This window comes from Hippea jasoniae (genome assembly GCF_000744435.1).
In the GTDB taxonomy this organism is placed as follows: Bacteria; Campylobacterota_A; Desulfurellia; order Desulfurellales; family Hippeaceae; genus Hippea; species Hippea jasoniae.
In genome coordinates this window covers 21,812-44,058 of record NZ_JQLX01000018.1, presented here as the reverse complement: position 1 = coordinate 44,058, position 22,247 = coordinate 21,812, and the positions used below count along the sequence as shown (strand labels likewise).

Sequence of the window (22,247 nt, the reverse complement as noted above, 5' to 3'; positions counted from 1 at the left end):
GGATGGAAATAGAAAAAATTATTGAGACTCTAAAGTTATCTCAAACACCGTATGGCCAGATAGTGGTTGGTCATCTATTTTTGAGACCTATATATTTTTTTAGCAAACTAAATATTGTAATTGAGGGTATAGAAAATATACCAGACCAACCGGTGATTTTTGCAATGAACCATACAGATAGATACAACTACTGGCCATTTCAGTTTAAATTGTGGAGAATTCATAAAAAATACAACATCAAATATCCCTATATAACCACATGGGTTAAGGGGAAATACTACGAAAATAAGTGGCTTGCCCGCTTTATGAGTTTAACAAACAATATTCCTATACCTTCAAAGGGTTATCTTTTAGCAAAAGACTTAAAGGAGTTCTTTAAAGAAAGATATCCTCTAAAAAAGGAGGAATTTTTACTCCTGAAGCGTTATATAGATGGAGCATTGTCATTAGATGAACTCATTAAAAAAAATATAGATAAAATAAACAAAATAATCTCAACAAAACATGACAATTTTAATCCCGAGAATGAAAGCTACAGGGATTACATAAACAATCTATTCAGAAGGGTTATGAAAAGCGTTTATAAACTCAACTACCAGGCAATTTACGAGAAAAACTTAAACATAACGATTTTTCCTGAAGGCACACGTTCAAAAACCTTAACTTATCCAAAACCGGGCCTTGCACAAATTGCGTTAGCCCTGAAGGTTCCAGTGGTTCCAATAGGCTGCAGTGGATCTGATAAAGCCCATCCTGGTAATGCTCCTGTTCCCATTAAAAACAGCACTATAACTTACCGCATAGGTAAACCTATTAAACTGCATGAAGTTTACAAACTAAATGAAGAGTTTGAACCTTTTGTTAGCTACCCAGAAGAATATAAAAAGATTTTTGAAGAAGCGATGCAGTTAGTTATGAGCAAAATAGCAAGATTGGTTGATAAAGAATATATCGGTGATTTTACAAAAAAAAACCAAACAGACTTAGAAAACTTCGTATAGTTTTTTATTGCTTAATTTTATAGATTGTGTATAATATATCCAAGTTTAACGTAAAGGGAAGGTTGTTATGAAAAAGGAAGAAAAAAAGGAGTATTATCACATAGGCGAAGTGGCAAAAATGCTCAATATAACCCCAAGAACAATACGTTACTATGAAGAACTAAAATTGATGGATGAACCCTTAAGAATCAACAACAGCATAAGGTTGTATTCAAAAGAAGATATCCGAAGGCTAAAATTTATATTAAAGCTCAAAGAGCTTGGTCTAACACTTAAAGAGATGAAAGAGCTTGCCGATATTTACAATGAACATAAAAAAGAAAAAAGCATTTTACCAAGGCTTGTCGAATTACTGGATGCTCACATTGACAAAATAGATAAAAAAATGGCCAAACTGGCTTCTTTAAGAAGTGATATAGTGGAATACAGAAAAAGAATAGTAGATGCTATGAATGAGGAGGATAATGATGAAGCCAATAAAAGTGCAGGTTAGATTTAAAGACCTTGATGTTTACGGTCACGTGAATGAATCCATATATTATCAATATATGCTTCAGGCTCGATGGGAACTTTTAAAAAACGAATTTAATAAAGAACTCCTAAAAACGCTTTTGATTGTTGTTGCTCACTCAGAATGCACTTATAAACAACCGATAACAACAGAAGATTTTGTGTATATAAGTGTAAGTCTGGGTGAGATAGGCAAAAAAAGTTTTACTTTAGTTTATAATATCTTCAACGCAGATAAACTATATGCTGTGGGTAAAACAACACTGGTATGCTTTGATGCCAAAACAAGCAAAACAATAGAAATACCCGATTGGTTAAAAGAAAAATTACAGGAGTTGGGTAATGAGTGATGCTGTTAAGATCTACAAAGAGGATGGAATAGGATTTTTGGCGCTCAACAGGCCAGACAAATTAAACGCACTAAATAAAGATATTTTTGATGGTATTGCAAAAGGCGTTAAGGAGTTTGATAAGGATAATGATGTTAGTGTTGTTGTCATTTATGGCGAAGGCAGGGCTTTCTGTGCGGGATTGGATTTTAAGGATTTTCTTGGCAGATTTAGACCGGAAAATTTTAAATCCACTGAAGACCTTTACAACGCCGTTTATGAATATGTTGTCTTTATGCAGGATAGCTTCTCAGTTATAGAAAATTCAAAAAAGGTCTATATAGCTGCAATTAACGGTTTTTGTGTTGGAGGCGGATTGGATCTTGCCGCAACCTGTGATATTAGAGTTGCAAGCAGGGATGCTGTATTTTCAATAATGGAAACCCAGGTTGGTGTTATAGATGATCTTGGTGCACTCCAAAGGCTACCCAGGATTATTGGGGAGGGGCATACAAAATATTTAGCTTTTACATCCGATAAAATATCATCTAACGAAGCTTACCGCATGGGTTTAGTTGAAAAAATTACTGAAACTAAAAAAGAGCTATTGCTTCTGGCAAAAAAGATTGCCAAAAATATTTCTTCTAAAAGAAAAAAAGCTGTATTTGGTACAAAGATAGCCCTTCATCATCTAAGAGAACACACAGTAGCTGAATCTTTACTGTTTACAGCCAAATCAAATGCTGATCTATTTGACCCACAACTGCTTATGGAAAACTTTCTAAAAAATATAGGAAAAAAATAATTATCTTAAAATACCGCCTGAGGTTTTGAGAATCTCAACATATTGCCTAACACCTACCTCAAGCGGTGTAAATTTTTTCATATAGCCTGCCTCTCTTAGTTTTGATAAGTCAGCCTGCGTAAATGTTTGATACTTACCCTTCAATTCATCGGGAAATTTAATAAACTCTATTCTTACATTCTTATAAAGACCCTGCATAATCTCAGCGATTTTTAGAAAGCTTTCTGCTTTCGAGCTACCAACATTAAAAATACCGCTTTTGTGTGGGTTTTCAAAGAAAAACATATTTACATCTGCAACATCATCAATATAAACAAAATCCCTTTTAAAATTTTCGCTCCCCTCAAACAGTTTTATCGTTTCCTCCTCTAAGATTTCGTTGTGGAAATGGTAAACCACTGAGGCCATTCTGCCTTTATGAGCCTCATTGGGGCCATAAACATTAAAATATCTCAAACCAACAACCTGGATATCCAATTCGCCCAAAAACCTATTAACATACCTATCAAACAAAAACTTTGAAAAAGCATAAATATTAAGCGGATACTCACATTTTTCTTCTTCCTTAAAACCATTTTCTCCGTTTCCATAAACTGAGGCACTGGAGGCATAGATAAATCTGATGTTATTTTTGGAGGCAAACTCAAAGAGTTTTTTTGAGTACTCGTAATTGTTCTGCATCATATATCTGCCGTTTTGCTCAAGCGTATTTGAACATGCGCCCTGATGAAATATAACATCAAAGGAGTCAAATTTATCTAAATTTTCGATAAAATCACGTTTATCAACAAAATCCAAAAACCTCAAAGCATTAAGATTTAGATGCTTTTTTGAATTTTCAAGGTTATCAACAATAATTATATCACCAACACCCCTTTTATTTAATGCCCTGACAATATTACTTCCTATAAAACCAGCACCGCCCGTTACAACAATCATCTCAAACCTCCAAAAATTTGATAGAAACCGATTAAAAGTATATAAAATAGATATGTTTAAGTTCAAGTGTATCACATCTTACTGCGTCGATATGGGCAACAGGCTCTACATAAAAGCAATAACAGAGGATGGAAATAAAGATTTAATTATATATGGCAGACACACAGACATAGACACCTTAACACTGCTTGAGGTGTCGGGAAAGATAAAAAATGAAAATAAAAGTTACCTCATTGTCGATAGTATGAACATTATAGATAGATTTGATGCTATTAGAGGCTCATTCTCCAAGCTATCTGTAGCCATGCTTTTTTTAGAAATCGCATATAGATCAAATCTAAGGCTTTCGGTTTTATTGACAGGTCTAAACAGACTAAAAAAAGAGGATTCGCTACCTGCTTTAGTAATCTTTTTGGTAGAATTCTTAAAGGAAAATGGCATACTAAACACCTCAATGCTTACGCAGGTTGAAAAAGAGGAGTTAGAAAATATCCTCCACCATCCTTATTCCAGAAAACCAAACAAACACATACTTACTTCTTTAAAAAATAAACTTCTTAAGGAAACACAGAAATATATAGAACAACCGCTAAACAGTTTAAAACTATTGAAACTTTAAAGCTTAGATATGGTTAAGATTTCTCAAAATTCTCTACAAAAATATGTTATCGTAGTAATGACTTTTGCATTTTAGATATTGAAATATTTTGTTGTTTCTTTAGGTTTATTATGCTTAAGTAGTATGTGCTGCCCTGATCGAATTGAAAATCTCAGATGTTCCATATTTCTCTATTACATCTTTAATTATTTTAAGCCCCCCCTAATATATTTGAAGATTCGGGGGGCATTATTGTATTTAGAGAAATCTAAAAGGTATATTAGACTTTATGCAGTTTGAGGAAGAGTCCCTTTATTAGCATAAAATTGCATCATAGCCATCTGTGCAACCCTTAAATTCATCATAGATAAAGTTGGAAAAGCATGCTGCATCATTGCAACATCCATGATAGTTATATGGTTTTGGATAGCCATTGTCCATTCTGCTATCAACTCACTTGCATGGTTTCCAACAATAGAAGCACCTAAAACATACCCTCTATCATCCACCATTATTTTTACAAATCCCTCATCCTTCAAATCAACTAAACTCCTACCGTAATTTTTAAAATAATCTTTAACAATACTGAACTTTATCCCTTCTTTTTCAAGTTGTTTTTCGGTAGCTCCAACATGAGCAATTTCTGGAAAAGTAAATATTGCCCATGGAACAGGATAAATGCTTCTTTTTAAGTTGCATGGTGAATCTGTACCTAAAAGATGCATAACAGACAACATACCTTGATGCATTGCTGCATGGGAAAAAAGATTTATTCCATTACAATCTCCAACAGCATAAATGTGCTTTTCATTTGTTCTATTAAATTCATCAACTATAATACCTTTTTTTGAGTAGTGCACATTTGCTTTTTCAAGAGCCAATCTGTCAATATTTGGAACTCGTCCAGCTGCAACTAAAATCTTATCACATTTAAGCATACCATTGGTTGTGTTAACTACAATGGTATTACCATCTTTATAGACTGAAGTTGCAATTGTGTTGTTATGAACCTCAATACCCCTTTTTAAGAATTGCTCTTCAAGCACCTCAGCTACATCCTTATCTACAGAAGGAATCAAATGTTCATCCATGTTAATCATTGAAACCTGTTTTGAGCCCAATACTTTAAATGATAGAGCCATTTCAGAAGCAATTGCCCCACCACCAATAATTACTAATCGCTCAGGTATTTCATTTATTTTAAAAATATTTTTGTTTGTCAGATAATCAATTCTTTCAATACCTTTAATATTCGGAATAAATGGTTTAGAACCTGTAGCTATAAAAATAGCTTTAGAGGCATAATAAAGATTATTACCTGCTTTAATTGTATGGGAATCAATAAACTCTGCTTGAACGCCTATTAGCCTATCGACATTTTCAAAAACCTTTTCTGCTTTTTTTTGCCCAATTGTATCAATCCTGTTTTGAATAGGTAAAAATACATCTTTAATATCCAATGAGCCGTTTATTTTTAAACCGAATTCACTAATATTATCAATATCATCTTTTAAAGCCGCAACATTTAAAATCGCCTTAGAGGGAATACATCCACAATTAAGACACTCACCCCCTATTTTATTAGATTCAATAGCCAAAACCTTTAATCCAAAATTGCTTGCCGTGGTAGATGCAGCCATACCCGCAGGACCCATTCCAATGACAATAACATCATATATTTTCATAACAACCTCCAAAAAATCACAAAAAAGTTAGTAAACTACTAACTTAATATAATAAGCATAACTTTTTGTCAAGAAAAATTGCTTTATATTGACTACCAAGCCTATTTAATTTATAAGAATAGCATGAAGTTACCAACAAAGGTGAGATACAGCCTAAGGCTTTTAATAGAAATAAAGAACTCAGAAAAGATGCTAACTCTCTCTGAAATTTCAAAACTCACAAAAATATCTGAAAATTATTTAAAACAACTTGCAGCCGTTCTTGAGAAAAAAGGCATTCTAAAAGGTAAAAAAGGTCCAAATGGTGGATATGTTATCGTAAATGATAAGGTTTCATTAATGGATTTAATAGAGATATTTTCAGGGGGTGTGCAGCTTGCGCCCTGCATAGATGAACAATACAAATGCGAACTCATTAACTCATGCAGGGCACGTGGCACGTGGCTAAAACTAAACACACAAATTTCTGAACTTTTTAAAAGCATCACCCTAAAAGATTTTTAAACCTGAATAACCTTTATTTTATTGGTTTTTAAGGCATCCTTAAGCGTTTCCTCTATCATATGCAATGTCAGAAACGCAGCATTGCATGTAGAGCATGTGCCTGCATATTCAATTAATACTTCCACAGATTTATCATCATTCTCTTTTACATCAACAAGTTTTACACTGCCGCCGTCCATGGCCAATATAGAAGATACATCGTTTTTCAATACATTTTCTATGGCTTTTATCTTATTAAAAAGACTCATATCTTCGAAACGTTGCGGTTTGAGTCTTTCCTCTTCTTCCATCTTTTTATTAACATCTTCAATTATATCTACAAGATAAATGGGCCTTTCTTCATGTCCACCCGGTTTAACGCAGCTTTTGCAGTAAGTACCTGCATCTGTATACTTTTGAAGTTCCTCAATGGTTTTAACCTTATGTTTTCTTACTATTTCTTCAATTTCTCCACGCGTAACCCTGGCACATTCACAAACAATTTCAGAATCTTTAATTTTATTCGGATTTATTTGTTTGTATTTTGCAGCCGCCTCAACAATTACATCATAAGCCATAACCGAGCAATGCATTTTTTGGGCAGGAAAAGCAGGAGTATCTGGATCATCTCTAAGCGCTTTTTCAACATCCAAATTTGTTATTTTTGTAGCCTCATCCACAGTTTTACCTATGGTTAACTCTGCCATCATATCACTACTTGCAATTGCAGTGCCGCACCCAAACGATTTAAATCTTGCATCAATTATTCTGTCTGTATCAGGATCAACTAGCCAGTATAATCGAACAGCATCTCCACAGGCTTCACTTCCAAAATCAGCCACAACTAATTTTGCATTTCTTTTTGCGGCATCCTCTTCTGAAAACTCGCCCAAAAACCTTGGAGCATTCATACGCTGTATAACCTTTTTGGAGTATTTTTCCCAGATATTTCCACCTATAAGATCACTTTTAGCCATCTATACCTCCTTAAACGGGCTTGACTTTTGCATACGTCATTGATATTTCCCTTAACTTTTCAACTATCGGAGGAAGAATTTCTATAACATAGTCTATTTCTTCCTCTGTGGTAAATCTACTTAGAGAAAAAATTATACCAGTATGTGCAATTTCTGGATCTTCGCCAAGAGCCTCAAGCACTTCACTACCTTTAAGCCTCTCACTTGAACAGCTGCTGCCTGTTGCTGCATATACACCCCTTCTATTTAGTTCCCATAGCATGGATTCCCCTTCAATTCCTTTAAAAGAGGCTATTACAGTATTGGGAAGTCTGAATTTTTTATCCACATATGTCTTGGTATCGGGTATTTTTCTTATAGCATCTTCAAGTTTATCTCTTAATCTTGAAATTTCAGTTTGCACATAATCTAAATTTTTATTTGCAAGCTCTATTGCCTTTGCCATGGCAACAATACCGTTTGTATATATGCTTCCTCCTCTTTTGTAACCCATCTGCTGTCCATGAATTAAAGGAATAAAGGGTGCACCATTTTTTACATACAACCCTCCAACACCTTTGGGACCGTGAAACTTGTGAGCTGAAAATGTAAAATAATCAACTCCTATTTCTTTAATATTCACCTTTAGCTTTGAGATAGCCTGCGCTCCATCACAATGAAAAAAAACTCCATATTTATGAGCAATTTCTGAAATTTCTTTTATTGGTTGAATAGCACCACTTTCGTTACTTGCATACAAAACAGAAATCAAAGCAGTATCATCTCTTATTTTATCTTCAAGCTCCTCTATATCTATTCTACCGTTCTCATCAGTTTTAAGATAATCAACTTCCATTCCAAATGTTTTAACAAAAGCACAGGGAGCCTTTATTGAACTGTGTTCAGCCACTGTGGTTATAATGTGTTTTTTATCAGACCCAGACAAGAAATTATGTAAAAAAGTTTTTATAACAGCACTGTTGCCTTCCGTTGTTGATGATGTAATGATTAGATCATCTTCTTCAGGGATAGAAAGTTCATCGTAGATAGTATCGTATGCTTGTTCTACAGCTTTCCTTGTTTTAGAGCCCAGGTTATATATGGAATTGACATTGCCAAAAAGTTCTACAGCCTTACAATAAATCTCTTTTACCCTCTCATCCATCGGTGTGGTGCTGTTGTTATCAAGATAAACCTCCATAATCACCTCCTAAATTTAGTTAGTAATAAGATAACTTTTTTCTGTGAAAAGTCAATATAAAAAATTTATCTATAAATATGAATTTGCGGTATTCTTTTATAACTTGCCAGAAAATAATAATGCCTCTCTATGTAAAATAACGATGGCAATTTTGTATTGACAGTTTACAAATTAGCATTGAACTTTTATACTATTTAGTAATGAGAGCTGTAATCCAGAGAGTCAGTCAGGCTGCTGTGGTTGTTGATAAAAAAACTGCGGCAGAGATAAAAAAGGGATTATTAATATTTTTGTGTGTTTGTAGCGATGATAACCAAAAAGACCTTGAGTATCTTGCAAAAAAAATTGCAAACATGAGGATTTTTACAGATCAAAACGGTAAGTTTAATCTTTCAGTCAAAGATATTGGCGGTAGTTGCATTGTTGTCAGTCAGTTTACACTGGCTGCAGATACAAAAAAAGGCAATAGACCCTCCTTTTTTTATGCAGCAGAACCGAAAAAAGCAAAAGATTTTTATGAAAAGTTTATTGCTATTTTAAACGATCAATACCGTATACCAACTCAGGGCGGTGTTTTTGCAGCTCACATGGATGTTTCATTGACAAACGATGGACCTGTTACGATTTTCATCGACTCAAAGATCAATATTCAATAGTTCTCCTCTGTCCACATATCAGCTTCAAATCTCACAACCCTGTTTCTACCTGACTCCTTTGCTTTATACATTGCAACATCACTAAATTTTATACACTTCCACAAATTTTCAGAATCCTCAGGGAAAATCGATACACCAATCGATAGAGTTTTTTTAATAATCGTTCCCTGAACTGTAATCTCTGTGTTTTCAACCTCTCTTCTGATCCTTTCTGCAACATCCATTGCAACAGCTTCATCTGTATCCTGCAGAAGAATCAAAAACTCTTCCCCTCCAAACCTTATAGGAATATCTGCCTCTCTTGTGCTTTTTAGAATAGCCCTTACCACACCTTTTAGCACCTCATCGCCCACATTATGCCCATAAACATCGTTAACCTGCTTGAAAAAGTCTATATCGCACATCAAAATACCCGCTTTTGTGTTGCGACGCTTAACGGTGGCTGCAAAAGTTGATGCAAACTCATCTAAAAATCGCCTGTTGTACAAACCGGTTAGAGGATCTCTCATGGTGGATTCCCTAAGCTGGGCAAGTAGTCTTTTTGCCTCTAATACCGGTGCTGCCTCTTTCAAAAATATCTTTATCCTTTTAACCTTTTTTGTAATCTCTTCGGTTTTTGTCTTCTCATCAAATATTAACTGTACAACACTACCAACGCTACCGCCAACAATGAGCGGTAAACAGATATGATTTTTGGGTTTGCCTGCAAAACTCAAGCAAACATCGCTCTCTAAAAAAGAATCTACATCCCTGGCTGTTCTTACAGCCCTACATAAAGAACAGTCAATCAAAATATCCTGTTTACAAAGCATCTTCTCATCACCATACACCTCTATCTGCTTCATGGCATTCTTGCTATTGTTAACCTCAAAAATATTGAACTGCTTTATACCAAATTCATCCCTTAGCAGATCAAAAACCCTTTTGTATACAGCATTAACATCTAAATCCTCCTCTATGGTCTTTTTAAATAAAACGAGTTTATAGCTCTCATCGATAAATCTGTTAAAGTTATCAACCAGTTTGCCTATCTCGTCGCTGCCCATCCAGGGAAGTTTTATTTCCGGTGAAATTTCACCCTCAATAAGTTTTTCGGATAATTCTCCAATCTCTCTAATTCTTTTTGTTATACAGTAGACTATTAAATAAAATACAGCTGCTGCAACTAAGGATACCAAAACGCCAATAAGAATACTTGAAATGGTTACAACAATAATATCATGCCTTTTTTGTTCTTTATAGTTATCAATAATATTCTCTATGTCAGATAAATAAAAACCACTACCAACAACCCAGTTAAACGGATAAAAATATCCGACATAAGATATTTTATCGTAACATTTATTGCTCTGTTGTCCCAATTTTGCCCAGCAGTACTTAACAAAACCCCCTCCTTGAGTTTTTATAACCCTCGCCATCTCTCTAAAAAGATACACACCGTTTTTATCCTTCATATCCCACACATTCTTACCATTCAAAAGCGGCTTTGGTGGATCTAAAACCATAATGCCATCAAGTGTGTTTATCCATACATAATCGTAACTTTCGGAGTTCTTTGAAATATTGTAGCGGATAGAATAAACAAACTTAATGGCTTCGATCTTAGCCTCTGCAAGCGAAATCTTACCCTCTTTGTAGTCTTCATAGTATTTTTCTATGCCATCTATGGCTATATTAACAATACTTCTAACCATATTTTTCTGCTGATTTATCAGGTTTCTTTTAAACATCTGGGTTTCTTTTTTTATCATCTTTATATTTGACATGAAATAGTAGCTGTAGCCTATTACACCAATCAACAATATAGAAATAAAGTATGCTGCAAGTATTTTATACTTTATACTGCGAGATAAAAACCATTCTTTCAAATTATTCATACCATCTGACTTTCTTATACGATTTGTTTTATGTTAATAAATTAAACCACTACTGTCAACAAAAAGATTGATTGTTTCTAACAAGCCTGTTATAAAATTTTAAAGGGGAACAATGAAAAACAGTACCAACATTAGTGAAATATTTTATTCCATACAGGGAGAAGGAAGCTTTATAGGCATGCCCGCTGTATTTGTAAGGTTTTGTGAATGCAATCTGAGGTGTCCGTTTTGCGATACAAAATATGCACTAAACTGTTCCAATCCTATGACAGAAATAGAGATTTTTAAACAGGTTGAATCCTTTAGGTGTAAAAATATAATATTTACAGGGGGTGAGCCGGCTTTAAGGGATAATTTTATTGCTCATTTTATAAAAAAATACCCTCAGTTTAGATACTTTATCGAAACAAACGGCACAATTTTTTTGCAAAACAGTGCATCATTACTTGACCATATTGTGGTAAGTCCAAAAATGTTTGCTTTAAACTTAGATGTTTTAAAAAAATACAAAGAATTAAAAGCGGAATTTAAGTTTGTTGTCGATGAAAACTTTGATGAGGAGCTCAAATTAATAGATTTGCTTAACCTAACCGATGTCGTATTTCAGCCAATATGGCTAAACGATACACCTCAAAGCTACATAGAAAAAACAAAAAGGATAATAGAAAAGGTTAAAAAACTATCAATCAATGTTCGGATAATACCACAACTTCACAAAATCTTATATAAAGAGGAGAAAGGCGTATGAAAAAGGCAATTGTTATATTTTCCGGTGGACTTGATTCTACAACATGTCTGTTCTGGGCTTTGGATGAGTTTGATGAGGTGCACACCATCACATTTAACTATTCTCAACGGCACTCTATCGAGATAGATTTTGCCAAAAAAACCCTGCAACTTGCAGAGCAAATCAAAGGCAAAAAAATCTTTCCACACTTTTTCAATATCGATCTATCACAGATTGGTGGTTCTGCCTTAACGGATAGTTCAATTGATGTGCCAAAGAACCGCAGCATCAATGAAATTGAAAGTGGCATACCCGTAACATATGTGCCTTTCAGAAACGGCATTTTCCTTTCAATAACAGGTGCAATGGCAGAAAGATACGAAATATTCAACATTATAGGTGGCTGGAATATGCTTGATTACTCCGGTTATCCAGACTGCAGGGAAAATTTTCTAAGAAGCTTTGAACAAACCTTAAACTACGGCACAAAAGCAGGCAGCGAAGGCAAAACATTTACAATTCATACACCGCTATTGAAGATGAAAAAATCTCAAATAATAGTATTTGGCAAGAAGCATCAGGCTAACTATTCATATTCATATTCCTGCTATGAGGGAAAAGAAACCCCCTGTGGTAAATGCGATGCTTGTATATTAAGGGCCAAGGGCTTCAAAGAAGCAGGCATAGAGGATGATTTTCTGGTAAGGTTAAGAAATGAAGGTCATAACAACACATAAAAACCCCGATTTTGATGCAATAGCAAGTTGTATTGCAGCAAAAAAACTATACCCTGATGCCATAATTATGCTTCCAAAACTGCAATTTTCATCACAAACAAATTTCATGATCCAGCTTTTGATATATGAATATGTGGGCAATACAGAAGAAGAAATAGAAAATATCGACACACTGATTGTTGTTGATACTCACTCCTCATCAAGAATTGAAGACAAACTCAAACCGTTTTTAAAGAAAGCCAAAATTATCTGTTTTGATCATCACAAAGAAGGCGATATCAATTGTGACCAGCTCAGTCTGGTTAACTATGGAGCCAACACCACACAGCTTATTCAGCGAATAATAAAAAACGATATAGAGATTGATGAAGAAGACGCCACTCTTTTCATGTTAGGAATTTATGCAGATACCGGCAGACTTACATATACAAACACAAAACCTGAGGATATTGAGGTTTGCGCCTACCTTTTAAGAAAAGGTGCAGACCTTGAGACAATTAAAGAGGTATTGGAAGAAACACTTACAGAAACAGAGGTTTATCTTCTTAATGAGCTTGCAAAAAACAAAAGAATTTTTGAGGTTAAAGGTATTCGCATAGGTTTGTCTTTTGCAAACTTAGATTATTTTTCATCAAACGCAGCATTAACCGTCTCAAAATTTATCGAGATGGACAAATTAGATGCAGCGGTTGGGATTTTCAGGATGGGAAGTAGAATCTATGTTATTGGACGCTCAAAAAATAAAGATATAGATATTGCGCATGTTTTAAAGAACATCGGTGGTGGTGGTCATCCTTTTGCTGCAAGCGCTACAATCAAAAATGCAACACTTATAGAGGTGGCAGAAAAGCTGTCATCTATAATTAAAGAAACCCTTTTAGATAGAATTACAGCAGAAGATATAATGACCTCTCCGCCAAAGTATGTCTACAGCCAGACAAAGATGGAGAAGGTCAATAAAATCATATCAACAGGCGGCATAAACGCCTTGGTGGTTGTTAATAAAGCAACAAAAAAAGTAGAAGGCATTATAACTCGCCAGGTTATCAACAAAGCTATCTATCACGGCATGGGCAACAAGCCTACTGGTTTATTTGTGGATACAGAAATCAAGACTGTTGATATCAATGAAAGGTTCAGCACAATTAAACGCATCGTCCTTGAGGAAAAACAGCGTCTGATACCCGTAGTATCCGACGGCGTGCTTGTTGGCGTAATCACACGAACAAATATACTCAAAATCCTCACAGAAAGCTCTGAAAGAGATGTTAAACTAAAAAAGAAAAACATAGCAGCAAAAATCAAACAACACTTACCACAAAATATCTACAACTACTTAATAGAAATAGGCAACACAGCAAAACAGATGGGTTTTAACGCCTACCTTGTTGGTGGCGTTGTAAGGGATATCATTTTGGGCTTTGAAAATTTAGATATAGATATTGTCATAGAAGGTGATGGTATTGAATTTGCAAAACAGTTTGCAAAGCTCAATAATGCACGAGTAGCTACACATGAGCGATTCAGAACGGCAACAATAATTATGCCTGATAGTATAAGAGTTGATATAGCCACTGCAAGAGAGGAGTATTACGACTTGCCTGGCTCACTACCCACAGTTCAAAGCAGCTCAATAAAATTAGATCTATACAGACGAGATTTTACGATAAATACACTTGCCGTAAAGCTGCACGATGAATTTGGAGACCTGCTTGACTTCTTTGGTGGATTGAATGATATTGAGAATAAAAAAATTCGCATATTGCATATGTTAAGCTTTATCGAAGACCCAACGCGCATGTACAGGGCTGTTAGATTTGCTACAAGGCTGGGTTTTGAAATAGGCAAACAAACAGACAGGTTGATAAAAGTAGCTGTAGATTTAAATGTTATAAAAAATGTTGAACCCATAAGGATTTACAATGAAATTGTTCATATTCTCAACACGCCTGATGTTTCAAAAAGCTTTGAATTGCTAAAAAAATACAGACTTATCAGAGCGTTAAATAAAAAGTTGATAATAGAAGAGAGAATATTAAAAGCATTGGATGAGGCTGAGGAGATCTTAAAGAGCTGCGAGTTTTTCTGTGGCAGTAAGAAAATTAAAAAAGAATATGTCTTTTTAATAGTGTTAGAGTATCTATTTAGAAACTCGGCAAGCTTTGTTGAGGCTATCGGAGCAGATGAACAGACAAAAAATTTCATTATAAAAGCAAGTAAAAAAATTGCTGAAGCTAACGGAATATTGTCAGCAAAGGGCAAAAATAAATTTACAATATACGAAACGCTTTCAAAGCTGCCCATAGAGGCGGTGCTTGCCATGTATGCTCTAAATCTTTCAAAAGATGCAGTTGTTGTTTTTCTAAAAGAACTCATTCATATAGAACCTTTGATAAAGGGCAGGGATTTGATAAAATTGGGATTGAAACCATCAAAACTGTTTGGTGAAATAATAAACGAAATATTTAAACTGCAATTGCTTGAAAAAATGAAAGACAAGCTTGAGGCTTTAAAGTATATTGAGAAAAAATACCTGGAGAAAAAGCATGGAACTGACAATAAAAATACCTGAATGGCTAAAAACAGATCAAGAAAGAATATTTAACAGTGATAATGAAAAAATACAACTTGCCATAGAGCTTGCACAAAAAAGTATTGAAAACAAAGGTGGGCCGTTTGGAGCTGCTATTTTTTTAAACAATAAGGTTGTGGCTACTGGTGTAAATCTTGTAGTCAAAGAAAATTTAAGCATACTGCATGCCGAAATTGTGGCTATTATGCTGGCTCAAAAAAAATTTAAAACATACGATCTTTCCAAAATTGGTTCTTTCGAACTTTACTCATCCTCTGAACCCTGTGCAATGTGTCTTGGTGCAATACTCTGGAGCGGGATAAAGAGCGTTGTTTTTGGTGCAAAAAGGGAAGATGCAATGGCTGTAGGTTTTGATGAAGGCCCAGTATTTGAGCAATCCTGGGAGTATCTCAAAAACAAAGGTATTAAAGTAAAAGGAGGAGTCTTAAGAAATCAGGTAAAAGATATTCTCCTCCTTTACAAGAAAACAGGGGGTGTTATCTATTCACCCTAAAAGACTTTAAATATTATTAACGATAACTGTGGGATATATGTTGCAAGCAGTAAACCCACAAGATACGTTAAAAACCATGGTAGAGTGGTTTTTGTAATATACTCGATACTCTTGCCTGTTATTCCCATGGCAACAAAGAGGTTTAAACCCACAGGTGGTGTAATCTCTCCAACACCCATATTTATCGTATAGATAATACCAAGCTGAATGGGGTTTACACCAAGATGCACCGCTACAGGGAAAAATAGAGGTGCTGTAACCATAACAATACTGGATGGCTCCATAAAAGCGCCGAAAATAATCAACAGAATATTAACGCCAGCTAAAAACATTATTTTGCTTACATGAGCCTGAATAATCATATCAGACAGCTGCTGAGGAATTTGTTCGATTGTTAGAAAATAAGCAAAAAGCATGGCGTTTGCAATAATGAACAGGATCATGGCACTTGTGGCCGAGGCTTTTAAAATAACATTTGGCACTTCTTTCCATGAAAGATCTCTATATATGAACTTAGCCACAAAAAACGCATAAACAGCAGAAACTGCCGCAGCTTCAGTTGGTGTAAACAAGCCTGAATATATACCGCCAATAATAATTACAATTAACATCAAAGCCCAGAAACTATCAACAAAAGTTTTAAACCTGTCCTTCCATGGCATAGGTTGAGTTTTTTTAAACCCTGCTTTTCGAGCCATAATATATGTAAGAGCCATCATCATGCCTGCGATAACAATCCCTGGCACAACACCGGCTAAAAACAGATCGCCAATGGATTGATCAACCGTTACACCGTAAACGATTAAAACTATGGAGGGAGGAATTAAAATACCCAATGAACCAGCGGTTGTTATAGAACCTATTGCAAATGTATCTGAATAGCCTGCCTCTCTAATAGCTGGAATCATAATCGATCCAATTGCAGCAACTGTTGCAGGACCAGAACCACTTACTGCTGCAAAAATTGCGCAGGCTAAAATTGATGTCATCGTTAAACCGCCAGGCAAATGCCCAACCATCGAATGGGCAAAATTAATTATCCTTTTGGCCGTTCCACCTTCTGACAAAAAAGCACCAGCTAAAACAAAAAACGGAATTGCCATCAATGCAAATTTATCCAGCGCAGTAAATAGTTTTTGGGCTATCGATAAAACAGGCAAACCCGCAACATAATAGATCATAACAATAGCCGTTGAGCCTAAAGCCACAGCAATCGGTACATCAATAGCAATCAAAAAGAATAATAGGGCAGCAACAATTAAAATAGTCATTAGCTACCTACCTCCTCTGCCTCTTCTAATTCAGCAGGCCCTCTCTTTTTCAGCTCTATCCCTGGCGTTTGAATTATTTCAATAAGCTTAACAAATGTCCTCCAGGAAGCTGTGGCCATTGTAATTGGCACTGCAAGATAAATAATCCAGAATGGAATTTGCAAATCGATAGATACCTGACCTGTCATATAATCAAACTTCACAAGATTTATACCCCAGACTGTTAGAAGAATTAAAAAAACAAGCACTATCAATGTAGAAAAGATTGTAACAGCTTTACAGAGTTTTGATGGAAGTGCTTTAACCAATGCATCAAAAGACATATGCATACCAATCTCAAAACCGTAACTTGCACCAAATAAAGTCATCCATATAAACAGATAGGTAACAAGCTCTCCTGCCCATACAAAACTTGAATTAAACAGGTATCGGGCAACAACATTTATAAAGGCAAGAATTGTTGCAAGAGATGCAAGCACTACCATCAAAAACTTATCTATCTTGCTTAATACAGCATCAATCTTTCTGATGATCTCCATAGATTTCCCCCAAATAAAAAGAATCGGGGGCTAACGCCCCCTAAGTTAAAAGGCAGGTATTATAAACCCTGACCCTCTTTAATAGCCTCATCAATCAAATCTTTGCCAATACTTTTATAGAATTGAGGATAAATCTTTACAAGCACTTTTCTCCACTGCTCTCTTTGTTCTGGAGTCAATACAACATCCTTAACCTTTGGATCCTTCAAAACAAGTGCTCTTTGCTTCTTTGTCAGCTCAGCAGCAAGCTTTCTTTCATACTCTGTAGCATCTTTTACGCATCCCTTAATAATCTCTCTTAGTTTTGGAGAAAGGCTATCCCAGAATTTTGCGTTTGTAATTAAAACATAGCCTAAATAACCGTGATATGTCTCTGTTGTGTAAGGTGCAACCTCATAGAATTTCTTTGTGTAAAGGTTGGACCATGGGTTCTCACAACCATCAACAACACCCTGCTCTAAAGCAGAGTAAACCTCAGAGAACGGTAAAACCTGAGGAGAAGCTCCCAATGCTTTAAACTGTGCCTCAAGAACCCTTGAGGACATAATTCTGAACTTTAAGCCTTTACAATCTTTTGGAAGAACAATTGGATGCTTGTTGTTTGATAATACCTTGAAACCGTTATCCCAGTAAGCCAAACCAACCATACCCTTTCTTCTGAACAACTGCAGAATCTTCTGACCCACAGGACCATCCATAACCTTGTGTAGATGTTTAGCGTTTTTAAACAGGAAGGGTAGATCAAACAGCTGAAGCTCTGGCAACCAACCTGTAAATTTAGCCGTTGCAGGACAGGCCATCTGGATAGCGTTCATCTGCAATGCCTCAACCGCAGCCCTGTCTCCATAAAGCATAGCGTTTGGATAAACCTTAACGATAACCTTGCCGTGGGTTCTTTCCTTAACCAGCTTAGCAAAGTAGTTTGCAGCCATACCCTTTGGAGTATCCACGGCAACAACATGGCTGAATTTAATAACAATCGGTTTGGCAAAACTTGTTATGCCAAACGCAAGCAACATGAAACCTGCTATCAAAGCAGCAAAAAACTTACGCCTCATAAGCGCACCTCCTAAAAAATTATTCACAACCTTTTCTTTGAGCATCAAACGACGCTATTGCTACCATATCCTCAATCATTGAAGATGTTGAGCCCATCTCAAGCACATGTGCGGATTGCTTTAATCCAACAAGAATCGGACCTATTGGATAAGCATCACCCATCTTGTATAACAACTTATAAGCTATATTTGCCGCATCAAGGTTGGGGAATATCAATACATTAACATTCTTACCTGCAAGATCACTGAAACCGTAGAATCTCTCAAGAAGGTCTTTATCAACGGCAACATTTGCCTGCACTTCGCCATCTACGGTTATCTCTGGATATTTCTGTTTAATGATATCAACAGCTTTTCTAACCTTAACAGCCTCCTCCTGCTGGTTGCTACCGAAATTGGAGAAAGACAGCATTGCTACAACAGCTTTATCATCTGTTAGATCCTCATAGAAACAGGCGGCTTCTTTTGCGATAACGGCAAGCTCTTCACTTGTGGGATTAATATTAATTGTTGTATCACCAAACACATAGATCTTATTCTTTATAATCATAATATATAAACCAGCCACAACGCTTTCTGGCTCTCTATCCAGAACACTTAAAACCGGTCTTACGCCTGCTGGATAGTTATAGGTCTCTCCGATAATCATTGAATCTGCATCACCATTTTTAACCATCATAGCGGCAAAGTAATTGGGCCTATGCTCCATGATATAGGAAGCCTCTCTTCTTGTTAAACCCTTCCTTTTTCTTGCCTCGTATAACATCTCTGCGTATTTTTCAGTCTTATCGTAATAAAGCGGATCGATAAATTCTATCTTTTCAAGTATACTATCCTTCAAGCCAAGCTCTTTAATCCTTTTTGCCACATCGTCTTTAGTAAAGCTTCTTGCCCCAATAAATATAGGCTTAACAATACCTTCATCAACACTATCCTGAACAGCTCGCAGAATATTTGCATCCGTTGTTTCTGTAAATACAACCCTTTTTGGATCAGATTTTGCCTTGTTGTAGATGTATCTTGTTACAGCCTTTGTTTTATCCAATCTTTCCTTTAGCTGCTCTTTGTACTGCTCTAAATCAAACTGACTTGCATCGACCTGGGCAACACCTGATCGTATAGCTGCCTCAGCCACAGCCGGTGCCACATAAAACAACGCCCTTGGGTCAAACGGTTTTGGCAAAATATACTCTGGACCAAACTTTAGATTTTCAACCCCGTAGGCTTTAAGCACACTTTCTGGCACATCTTCTTTGGCAAGTTGAGCAAGTGCTTTTGCAGCTGCCATCATCATCTCATCGTTGATCTGGGTAGCATGAGTATCTAAAGCCCCTCTGAATAAAAATGGGAATGCCAGAACATTGTTAATCTGGTTTGGATAGTCGCTTCTGCCTGTGCCCATAATAATATTTGGATTTGCCCTTTTTGCTTTATCGTATGTAATTTCTGGATCGGGATTGGCCATCGCAAATATTATTGGATAGTCGTTCATGCTTTTGACCATTTCTTCTGTTAAAATATCGGCTTTGGAAACACCCAGGAAGATATCTGCCCCCTTTATTGCCTCCTCAAGCGTCCTTGCATCCGTCTCGGCGGCAAACTGCTCTTTGTAGGGATTCATACCCTCTTTTCTACCCTTATAGATAACACCACGGGAATCAAGCATTATTACATTTTCTTTTTTTATACCCAGCGTTATAAAAAACTTCGTACAGGCAATTCCTGCAGCTCCTGCACCATTTACAACAAGTTTACACTTGCTTATATCTTTTCCTGAAATCTCAAGGGCGTTTAAGAGTGCTGCTCCACTGATAACAGCCGTTCCATGCTGATCATCGTGAAATACCGGAATATGCATCCTCTCTTTTAGTTTTTCTTCTATAAAGAAACACTCAGGTGCCTTAATGTCCTCAAGGTTAATTGCCCCAAAGGTAGGTTCAAGTGCAGCTATTATCTCTACCAATTTATCAGGATCGGTTTCGTTGATCTCTATGTCAAAGACATCAACATCGGCAAAATTTTTAAACAGATTACCTTTTCCTTCCATAACAGGCTTACTTGCTAAAGCTCCTATATTACCCAGTCCCAAAACAGCTGTACCATTTGAAATAACGGCAACAAGGTTGCTCTTTGCTGTGTAGTCGTAAGCCTTTTTAGGGTCATCTGCTATTACCTCGCACACCTCAGCAACACCGGGCGTATAGGCAAGTGATAAATCATTCTGCGTCTTCAATGGCTTTGTTGGTCTGACCTCTATTTTCCCTGGTCTGTCTTTTGAGTGATACTCTAATGCTAACTTTCTCAACTTCTCGTGTTCCATCTACTACCCTCCTTAGAATTCCTAATTTATTTTTTTATATTTTAATATCACCTCTGTCAAATAAAAAATTAATTGATTTTTTAGATAAAATTTTTAACATAATATAATTTGTTAAACAGACAGCAACTGCAATCGCTATTACTATAGCAATCTGATACTTTACAGCATTCTCTGGATTAACCCCGCTTAACACCTGGCCTGTCATCATACCAGGTAGAAATACAACACCCATACCGCTTGATGAGGTCAGTGTGGGCAAAATGGAGGCCTTAAGTGATGCCTGTTTGACGAAATCCACAGCTTCTTCGCTCATAGCTCCAAGGCACAACAAATCCTCAACCATCTCTTTTGAGTTGTTTAAAGTTGAAAAAAATCTTTCTATGCCTATAGCAGTAGAGTTCATGGAATTGCCTATAATCATACCTGCAAGCGGAATAAGATAGCTTGCCTTAGGATAGGATAATCCAACTATACCAAACACAACTATCGATAAAACAGATAACGATGAGACAAGAATAGACAGGAAAATATATTTAGCAATACCTATATATGAAATATTAGCCCTTTTTAGAACAATTCTTGTAGCAAAAAACACCATACCTACAAGCACAACAACATTTAAATAAAATTTGTCAACCCTAAAAAGCCACAAAAGAACAAAACCAGCTAAAAACAGTTGCAGACTCATCCTGCCAAATGAAACAACTACATTCTTTTCAAGCTTAAGTTTTTCCTTAAAAGAAACAGCAATTAAAACAAACAACAAGAGGTATGCCAAAACAAGTCCGTAAATAGATATGTTTTTAACCATCAACAACCTTTCCGTTTTTTAGTTCTATAATTCTATCTGCAAATGAGTAAGCTACAGGATCATGCGAAGTAATAAGACAAATCCTATTATTGCAATACTCCTTTAAAAACCCAAGCATATTTTCTGCTGTCTTATTATCAACCGCTGAAACAGGCTCATCAAACAGTGCTACATCTGGTTTTAAAATAAGCAGCCTTATAAATGCAATCCTCTGCAGCTCACCACCTGAGAGATTTGAGGCTTTGTCATACAATATCTCTCTTCTCAAACCAAAAAGAGCCAGAAGGTGATATACCTCCTCTGCATCAAAACTCTTTTTTCTGTTGTTTTTGAATTCAAACGGCAACATCAATGTTTCAAGCGGCGTCTCTGCAATATAAAAACCCTTCTGCTTCATCATCATACAAACACTGCGCCAGATAAACTCATCAACCGCCGATATATCTGATCCGCTAAAAAAAATGCTACCCTCTTTAGGCTTGATCAATCGATTGATAATTCTCAATAGCGTGGTCTTTCCACTTCCGCTTTCACCCTTTAGCAGTGTTAACCCTTTGGTCAATTTAAAATTAATATTGTCAAACAGATGTCTTTTGCCCATGCTATAGCTAATGTTTTTAACTTCCAACACCATTGCCTTAATCCTGATTAATTATTA

Annotated in this window: 22 protein-coding genes; 11 read left to right on the top strand and 11 right to left on the bottom strand. The window is 36.0% G+C overall.

The features are described 5' to 3' along the window. Nucleotides 1-2: 2 nt before the first annotated feature. From EK17_RS09190 to EK17_RS08730, 4 genes are all read left to right on the top strand, one after another. On the top strand, nt 3-1,001 hold the full coding sequence (locus EK17_RS09190) for a lysophospholipid acyltransferase family protein (protein ID WP_051904556.1): 999 nt from the start codon (nt 3-5) through the stop codon (nt 999-1,001). 67 nt (nt 1,002-1,068) lie between these two features. Beyond that, entirely contained in the window at nt 1,069-1,494 is a 426-nt protein-coding gene (locus tag EK17_RS08740) for a MerR family transcriptional regulator (protein ID WP_035589814.1), read from the top strand. Then, the gene (locus EK17_RS08735; protein ID WP_051904555.1) at nt 1,469-1,861 is read left to right on the top strand and encodes an acyl-CoA thioesterase; all 393 of its coding nucleotides are present in this window, start codon (nt 1,469-1,471) and stop codon (nt 1,859-1,861) included. Before EK17_RS08740 ends, EK17_RS08735 begins: the two co-directional genes overlap by 26 nt. Next, nucleotides 1,854-2,645: an enoyl-CoA hydratase/isomerase family protein gene (locus tag EK17_RS08730; protein WP_035589808.1), complete on the top strand. Its 792-nt coding sequence runs from the start codon at nt 1,854-1,856 to the stop codon at nt 2,643-2,645. The genes EK17_RS08735 and EK17_RS08730 overlap by 8 nt, the downstream gene beginning before the upstream one ends. Here the strand turns inward: EK17_RS08730 and rfaD are convergent, their stop codons facing one another. Next, nucleotides 2,646-3,584 carry an ADP-glyceromanno-heptose 6-epimerase gene (gene rfaD, locus EK17_RS08725; protein WP_035589805.1) on the bottom strand — a complete coding sequence of 313 codons (939 nt, stop codon included), beginning with the start codon at nt 3,582-3,584 and terminating at the stop codon, nt 2,646-2,648. 52 nt (nt 3,585-3,636) lie between these two features. Here rfaD and EK17_RS08720 point away from each other — a divergent pair, with 52 nt between their 5' ends. Further along, entirely contained in the window at nt 3,637-4,203 is a 567-nt protein-coding gene (locus EK17_RS08720; protein WP_156957541.1) for a hypothetical protein, read from the top strand. A 266-nt stretch (nt 4,204-4,469) separates the two neighbouring features. On the opposite strand, the gene EK17_RS08715 is transcribed toward EK17_RS08720, so the two are convergent. After that, the gene (locus EK17_RS08715; protein ID WP_035589800.1) at nt 4,470-5,867 is read right to left on the bottom strand and encodes a dihydrolipoyl dehydrogenase family protein; all 1,398 of its coding nucleotides are present in this window, start codon (nt 5,865-5,867) and stop codon (nt 4,470-4,472) included. 123 nt (nt 5,868-5,990) lie between these two features. On the opposite strand from EK17_RS08715, the gene EK17_RS08710 reads away from it, so the two are divergent. Next, nucleotides 5,991-6,371, top strand: a complete 381-nt coding sequence (locus EK17_RS08710) for an RrF2 family transcriptional regulator (protein WP_035589797.1) — start codon at nt 5,991-5,993, stop codon at nt 6,369-6,371. Here the strand turns inward: EK17_RS08710 and EK17_RS08705 are convergent. Together EK17_RS08705 and EK17_RS08700 are read right to left on the bottom strand one after the other, a co-directional pair. Next, nucleotides 6,368-7,327, bottom strand: coding sequence for an iron-sulfur cluster assembly scaffold protein NifU (locus EK17_RS08705; protein WP_035589794.1), 960 nt, complete (start codon nt 7,325-7,327; stop codon nt 6,368-6,370). The two genes, EK17_RS08710 and EK17_RS08705, sit on opposite strands and share 4 nt — an antisense overlap. Before the next feature lie 10 nt (nt 7,328-7,337). Continuing rightward, complete coding sequence (locus EK17_RS08700; RefSeq protein ID WP_035589791.1) at nt 7,338-8,507, bottom strand: cysteine desulfurase family protein; 1,170 nt, start codon at nt 8,505-8,507, stop codon at nt 7,338-7,340. A gap of 200 nt (nt 8,508-8,707) precedes the next feature. On the opposite strand from EK17_RS08700, the gene dtd reads away from it, so the two are divergent. Beyond that, nucleotides 8,708-9,163 (top strand): D-aminoacyl-tRNA deacylase, encoded by a 456-nt coding sequence (gene dtd / locus EK17_RS08695; protein WP_035589788.1) that lies wholly within the window; start codon nt 8,708-8,710, stop codon nt 9,161-9,163. Here the strand turns inward: dtd and EK17_RS09185 are convergent. Further along, complete coding sequence (locus EK17_RS09185; protein WP_051904554.1) at nt 9,157-11,040, bottom strand: diguanylate cyclase; 1,884 nt, start codon at nt 11,038-11,040, stop codon at nt 9,157-9,159. The two genes, dtd and EK17_RS09185, sit on opposite strands and share 7 nt — an antisense overlap. A 112-nt stretch (nt 11,041-11,152) precedes the next feature. Here EK17_RS09185 and EK17_RS08685 point away from each other — a divergent pair, with 112 nt between their 5' ends. Genes EK17_RS08685 through EK17_RS08670 form a run of 4 tightly spaced genes read left to right on the top strand, consistent with a single transcriptional unit; the run spans nt 11,153 to nt 15,590 of the window. Further along, nucleotides 11,153-11,788, top strand: a complete 636-nt coding sequence (locus EK17_RS08685; protein ID WP_035589786.1) for a 7-carboxy-7-deazaguanine synthase QueE — start codon at nt 11,153-11,155, stop codon at nt 11,786-11,788. Continuing rightward, entirely contained in the window at nt 11,785-12,504 is a 720-nt protein-coding gene (gene queC, locus EK17_RS08680; RefSeq protein WP_035589783.1) for a 7-cyano-7-deazaguanine synthase QueC, read from the top strand. The genes EK17_RS08685 and queC overlap by 4 nt, the downstream gene beginning before the upstream one ends. Next, on the top strand, nt 12,482-15,076 hold the full coding sequence (locus EK17_RS08675; RefSeq protein WP_035589779.1) for a CBS domain-containing protein: 2,595 nt from the start codon (nt 12,482-12,484) through the stop codon (nt 15,074-15,076). Before queC ends, EK17_RS08675 begins: the two co-directional genes overlap by 23 nt. Beyond that, nucleotides 15,051-15,590: a nucleoside deaminase gene (locus tag EK17_RS08670; protein WP_035589776.1), complete on the top strand. Its 540-nt coding sequence runs from the start codon at nt 15,051-15,053 to the stop codon at nt 15,588-15,590. Before EK17_RS08675 ends, EK17_RS08670 begins: the two co-directional genes overlap by 26 nt. Here EK17_RS08670 and EK17_RS08665 read toward each other — a convergent pair. Genes EK17_RS08665 through EK17_RS08640 form a run of 6 tightly spaced genes read right to left on the bottom strand, consistent with a single transcriptional unit; the run spans nt 15,587 to nt 22,223 of the window. Continuing rightward, nucleotides 15,587-16,861: a TRAP transporter large permease gene (locus tag EK17_RS08665; protein WP_035589774.1), complete on the bottom strand. Its 1,275-nt coding sequence runs from the start codon at nt 16,859-16,861 to the stop codon at nt 15,587-15,589. The two genes, EK17_RS08670 and EK17_RS08665, sit on opposite strands and share 4 nt — an antisense overlap. Beyond that, nucleotides 16,861-17,400: a TRAP transporter small permease gene (locus tag EK17_RS08660; RefSeq protein ID WP_035589771.1), complete on the bottom strand. Its 540-nt coding sequence runs from the start codon at nt 17,398-17,400 to the stop codon at nt 16,861-16,863. Before EK17_RS08660 ends, EK17_RS08665 begins: the two co-directional genes overlap by 1 nt. A 59-nt stretch (nt 17,401-17,459) precedes the next feature. Then, nucleotides 17,460-18,458, bottom strand: a complete 999-nt coding sequence (locus tag EK17_RS08655) for a TRAP transporter substrate-binding protein (protein WP_035589859.1) — start codon at nt 18,456-18,458, stop codon at nt 17,460-17,462. 19 nt (nt 18,459-18,477) lie between these two features. Continuing rightward, nucleotides 18,478-20,778, bottom strand: a complete 2,301-nt coding sequence (locus EK17_RS09555) for an NADP-dependent malic enzyme (RefSeq protein ID WP_035589770.1) — start codon at nt 20,776-20,778, stop codon at nt 18,478-18,480. A gap of 34 nt (nt 20,779-20,812) precedes the next feature. After that, nucleotides 20,813-21,589, bottom strand: coding sequence for an ABC transporter permease (locus EK17_RS08645; protein ID WP_051904553.1), 777 nt, complete (start codon nt 21,587-21,589; stop codon nt 20,813-20,815). Then, a complete protein-coding gene (locus EK17_RS08640; RefSeq protein WP_035589768.1) occupies nt 21,582-22,223 on the bottom strand; it encodes an ABC transporter ATP-binding protein in 642 nt (213 codons plus the stop codon). The genes EK17_RS08645 and EK17_RS08640 overlap by 8 nt, the downstream gene beginning before the upstream one ends. Between the last annotated feature and the right edge of the window lie 24 nt (nt 22,224-22,247).

Bases quoted from the DNA above. Each gene is read 5' to 3' on its own strand.
- EK17_RS08670 (WP_035589776.1), top strand. From the start codon at position 15,051: ATGGAACTGACAATAAAAATACCTGAATGGCTAAAAACAGATCAAGAA.
- EK17_RS08735 (WP_051904555.1), top strand. From the start codon at position 1,469: ATGAAGCCAATAAAAGTGCAGGTTAGATTTAAAGACCTTGATGTTTAC.
- EK17_RS08715 (WP_035589800.1), bottom strand. From the start codon at position 5,867: ATGAAAATATATGATGTTATTGTCATTGGAATGGGTCCTGCGGGTATG.
- dtd (WP_035589788.1), top strand. From the start codon at position 8,708: ATGAGAGCTGTAATCCAGAGAGTCAGTCAGGCTGCTGTGGTTGTTGAT.
- EK17_RS08645 (WP_051904553.1), bottom strand. From the start codon at position 21,589: ATGGTTAAAAACATATCTATTTACGGACTTGTTTTGGCATACCTCTTG.
- EK17_RS08640 (WP_035589768.1), bottom strand. From the start codon at position 22,223: ATGGTGTTGGAAGTTAAAAACATTAGCTATAGCATGGGCAAAAGACAT.
- EK17_RS09555 (WP_035589770.1), bottom strand. From the start codon at position 20,778: ATGGAACACGAGAAGTTGAGAAAGTTAGCATTAGAGTATCACTCAAAA.
- EK17_RS09190 (WP_051904556.1), top strand. From the start codon at position 3: ATGGAAATAGAAAAAATTATTGAGACTCTAAAGTTATCTCAAACACCG.
- queC (WP_035589783.1), top strand. From the start codon at position 11,785: ATGAAAAAGGCAATTGTTATATTTTCCGGTGGACTTGATTCTACAACA.
- EK17_RS08730 (WP_035589808.1), top strand. From the start codon at position 1,854: ATGAGTGATGCTGTTAAGATCTACAAAGAGGATGGAATAGGATTTTTG.
- EK17_RS08710 (WP_035589797.1), top strand. From the start codon at position 5,991: ATGAAGTTACCAACAAAGGTGAGATACAGCCTAAGGCTTTTAATAGAA.
- EK17_RS08705 (WP_035589794.1), bottom strand. From the start codon at position 7,327: ATGGCTAAAAGTGATCTTATAGGTGGAAATATCTGGGAAAAATACTCC.
- EK17_RS09185 (WP_051904554.1), bottom strand. From the start codon at position 11,040: ATGAATAATTTGAAAGAATGGTTTTTATCTCGCAGTATAAAGTATAAA.
- EK17_RS08720 (WP_156957541.1), top strand. From the start codon at position 3,637: ATGTTTAAGTTCAAGTGTATCACATCTTACTGCGTCGATATGGGCAAC.
- EK17_RS08685 (WP_035589786.1), top strand. From the start codon at position 11,153: ATGAAAAACAGTACCAACATTAGTGAAATATTTTATTCCATACAGGGA.
- EK17_RS08675 (WP_035589779.1), top strand. From the start codon at position 12,482: ATGAAGGTCATAACAACACATAAAAACCCCGATTTTGATGCAATAGCA.
- EK17_RS08660 (WP_035589771.1), bottom strand. From the start codon at position 17,400: ATGGAGATCATCAGAAAGATTGATGCTGTATTAAGCAAGATAGATAAG.
- EK17_RS08700 (WP_035589791.1), bottom strand. From the start codon at position 8,507: ATGGAGGTTTATCTTGATAACAACAGCACCACACCGATGGATGAGAGG.
- rfaD (WP_035589805.1), bottom strand. From the start codon at position 3,584: ATGATTGTTGTAACGGGCGGTGCTGGTTTTATAGGAAGTAATATTGTC.
- EK17_RS08665 (WP_035589774.1), bottom strand. From the start codon at position 16,861: ATGACTATTTTAATTGTTGCTGCCCTATTATTCTTTTTGATTGCTATT.
- EK17_RS08655 (WP_035589859.1), bottom strand. From the start codon at position 18,458: ATGAGGCGTAAGTTTTTTGCTGCTTTGATAGCAGGTTTCATGTTGCTT.
- EK17_RS08740 (WP_035589814.1), top strand. From the start codon at position 1,069: ATGAAAAAGGAAGAAAAAAAGGAGTATTATCACATAGGCGAAGTGGCA.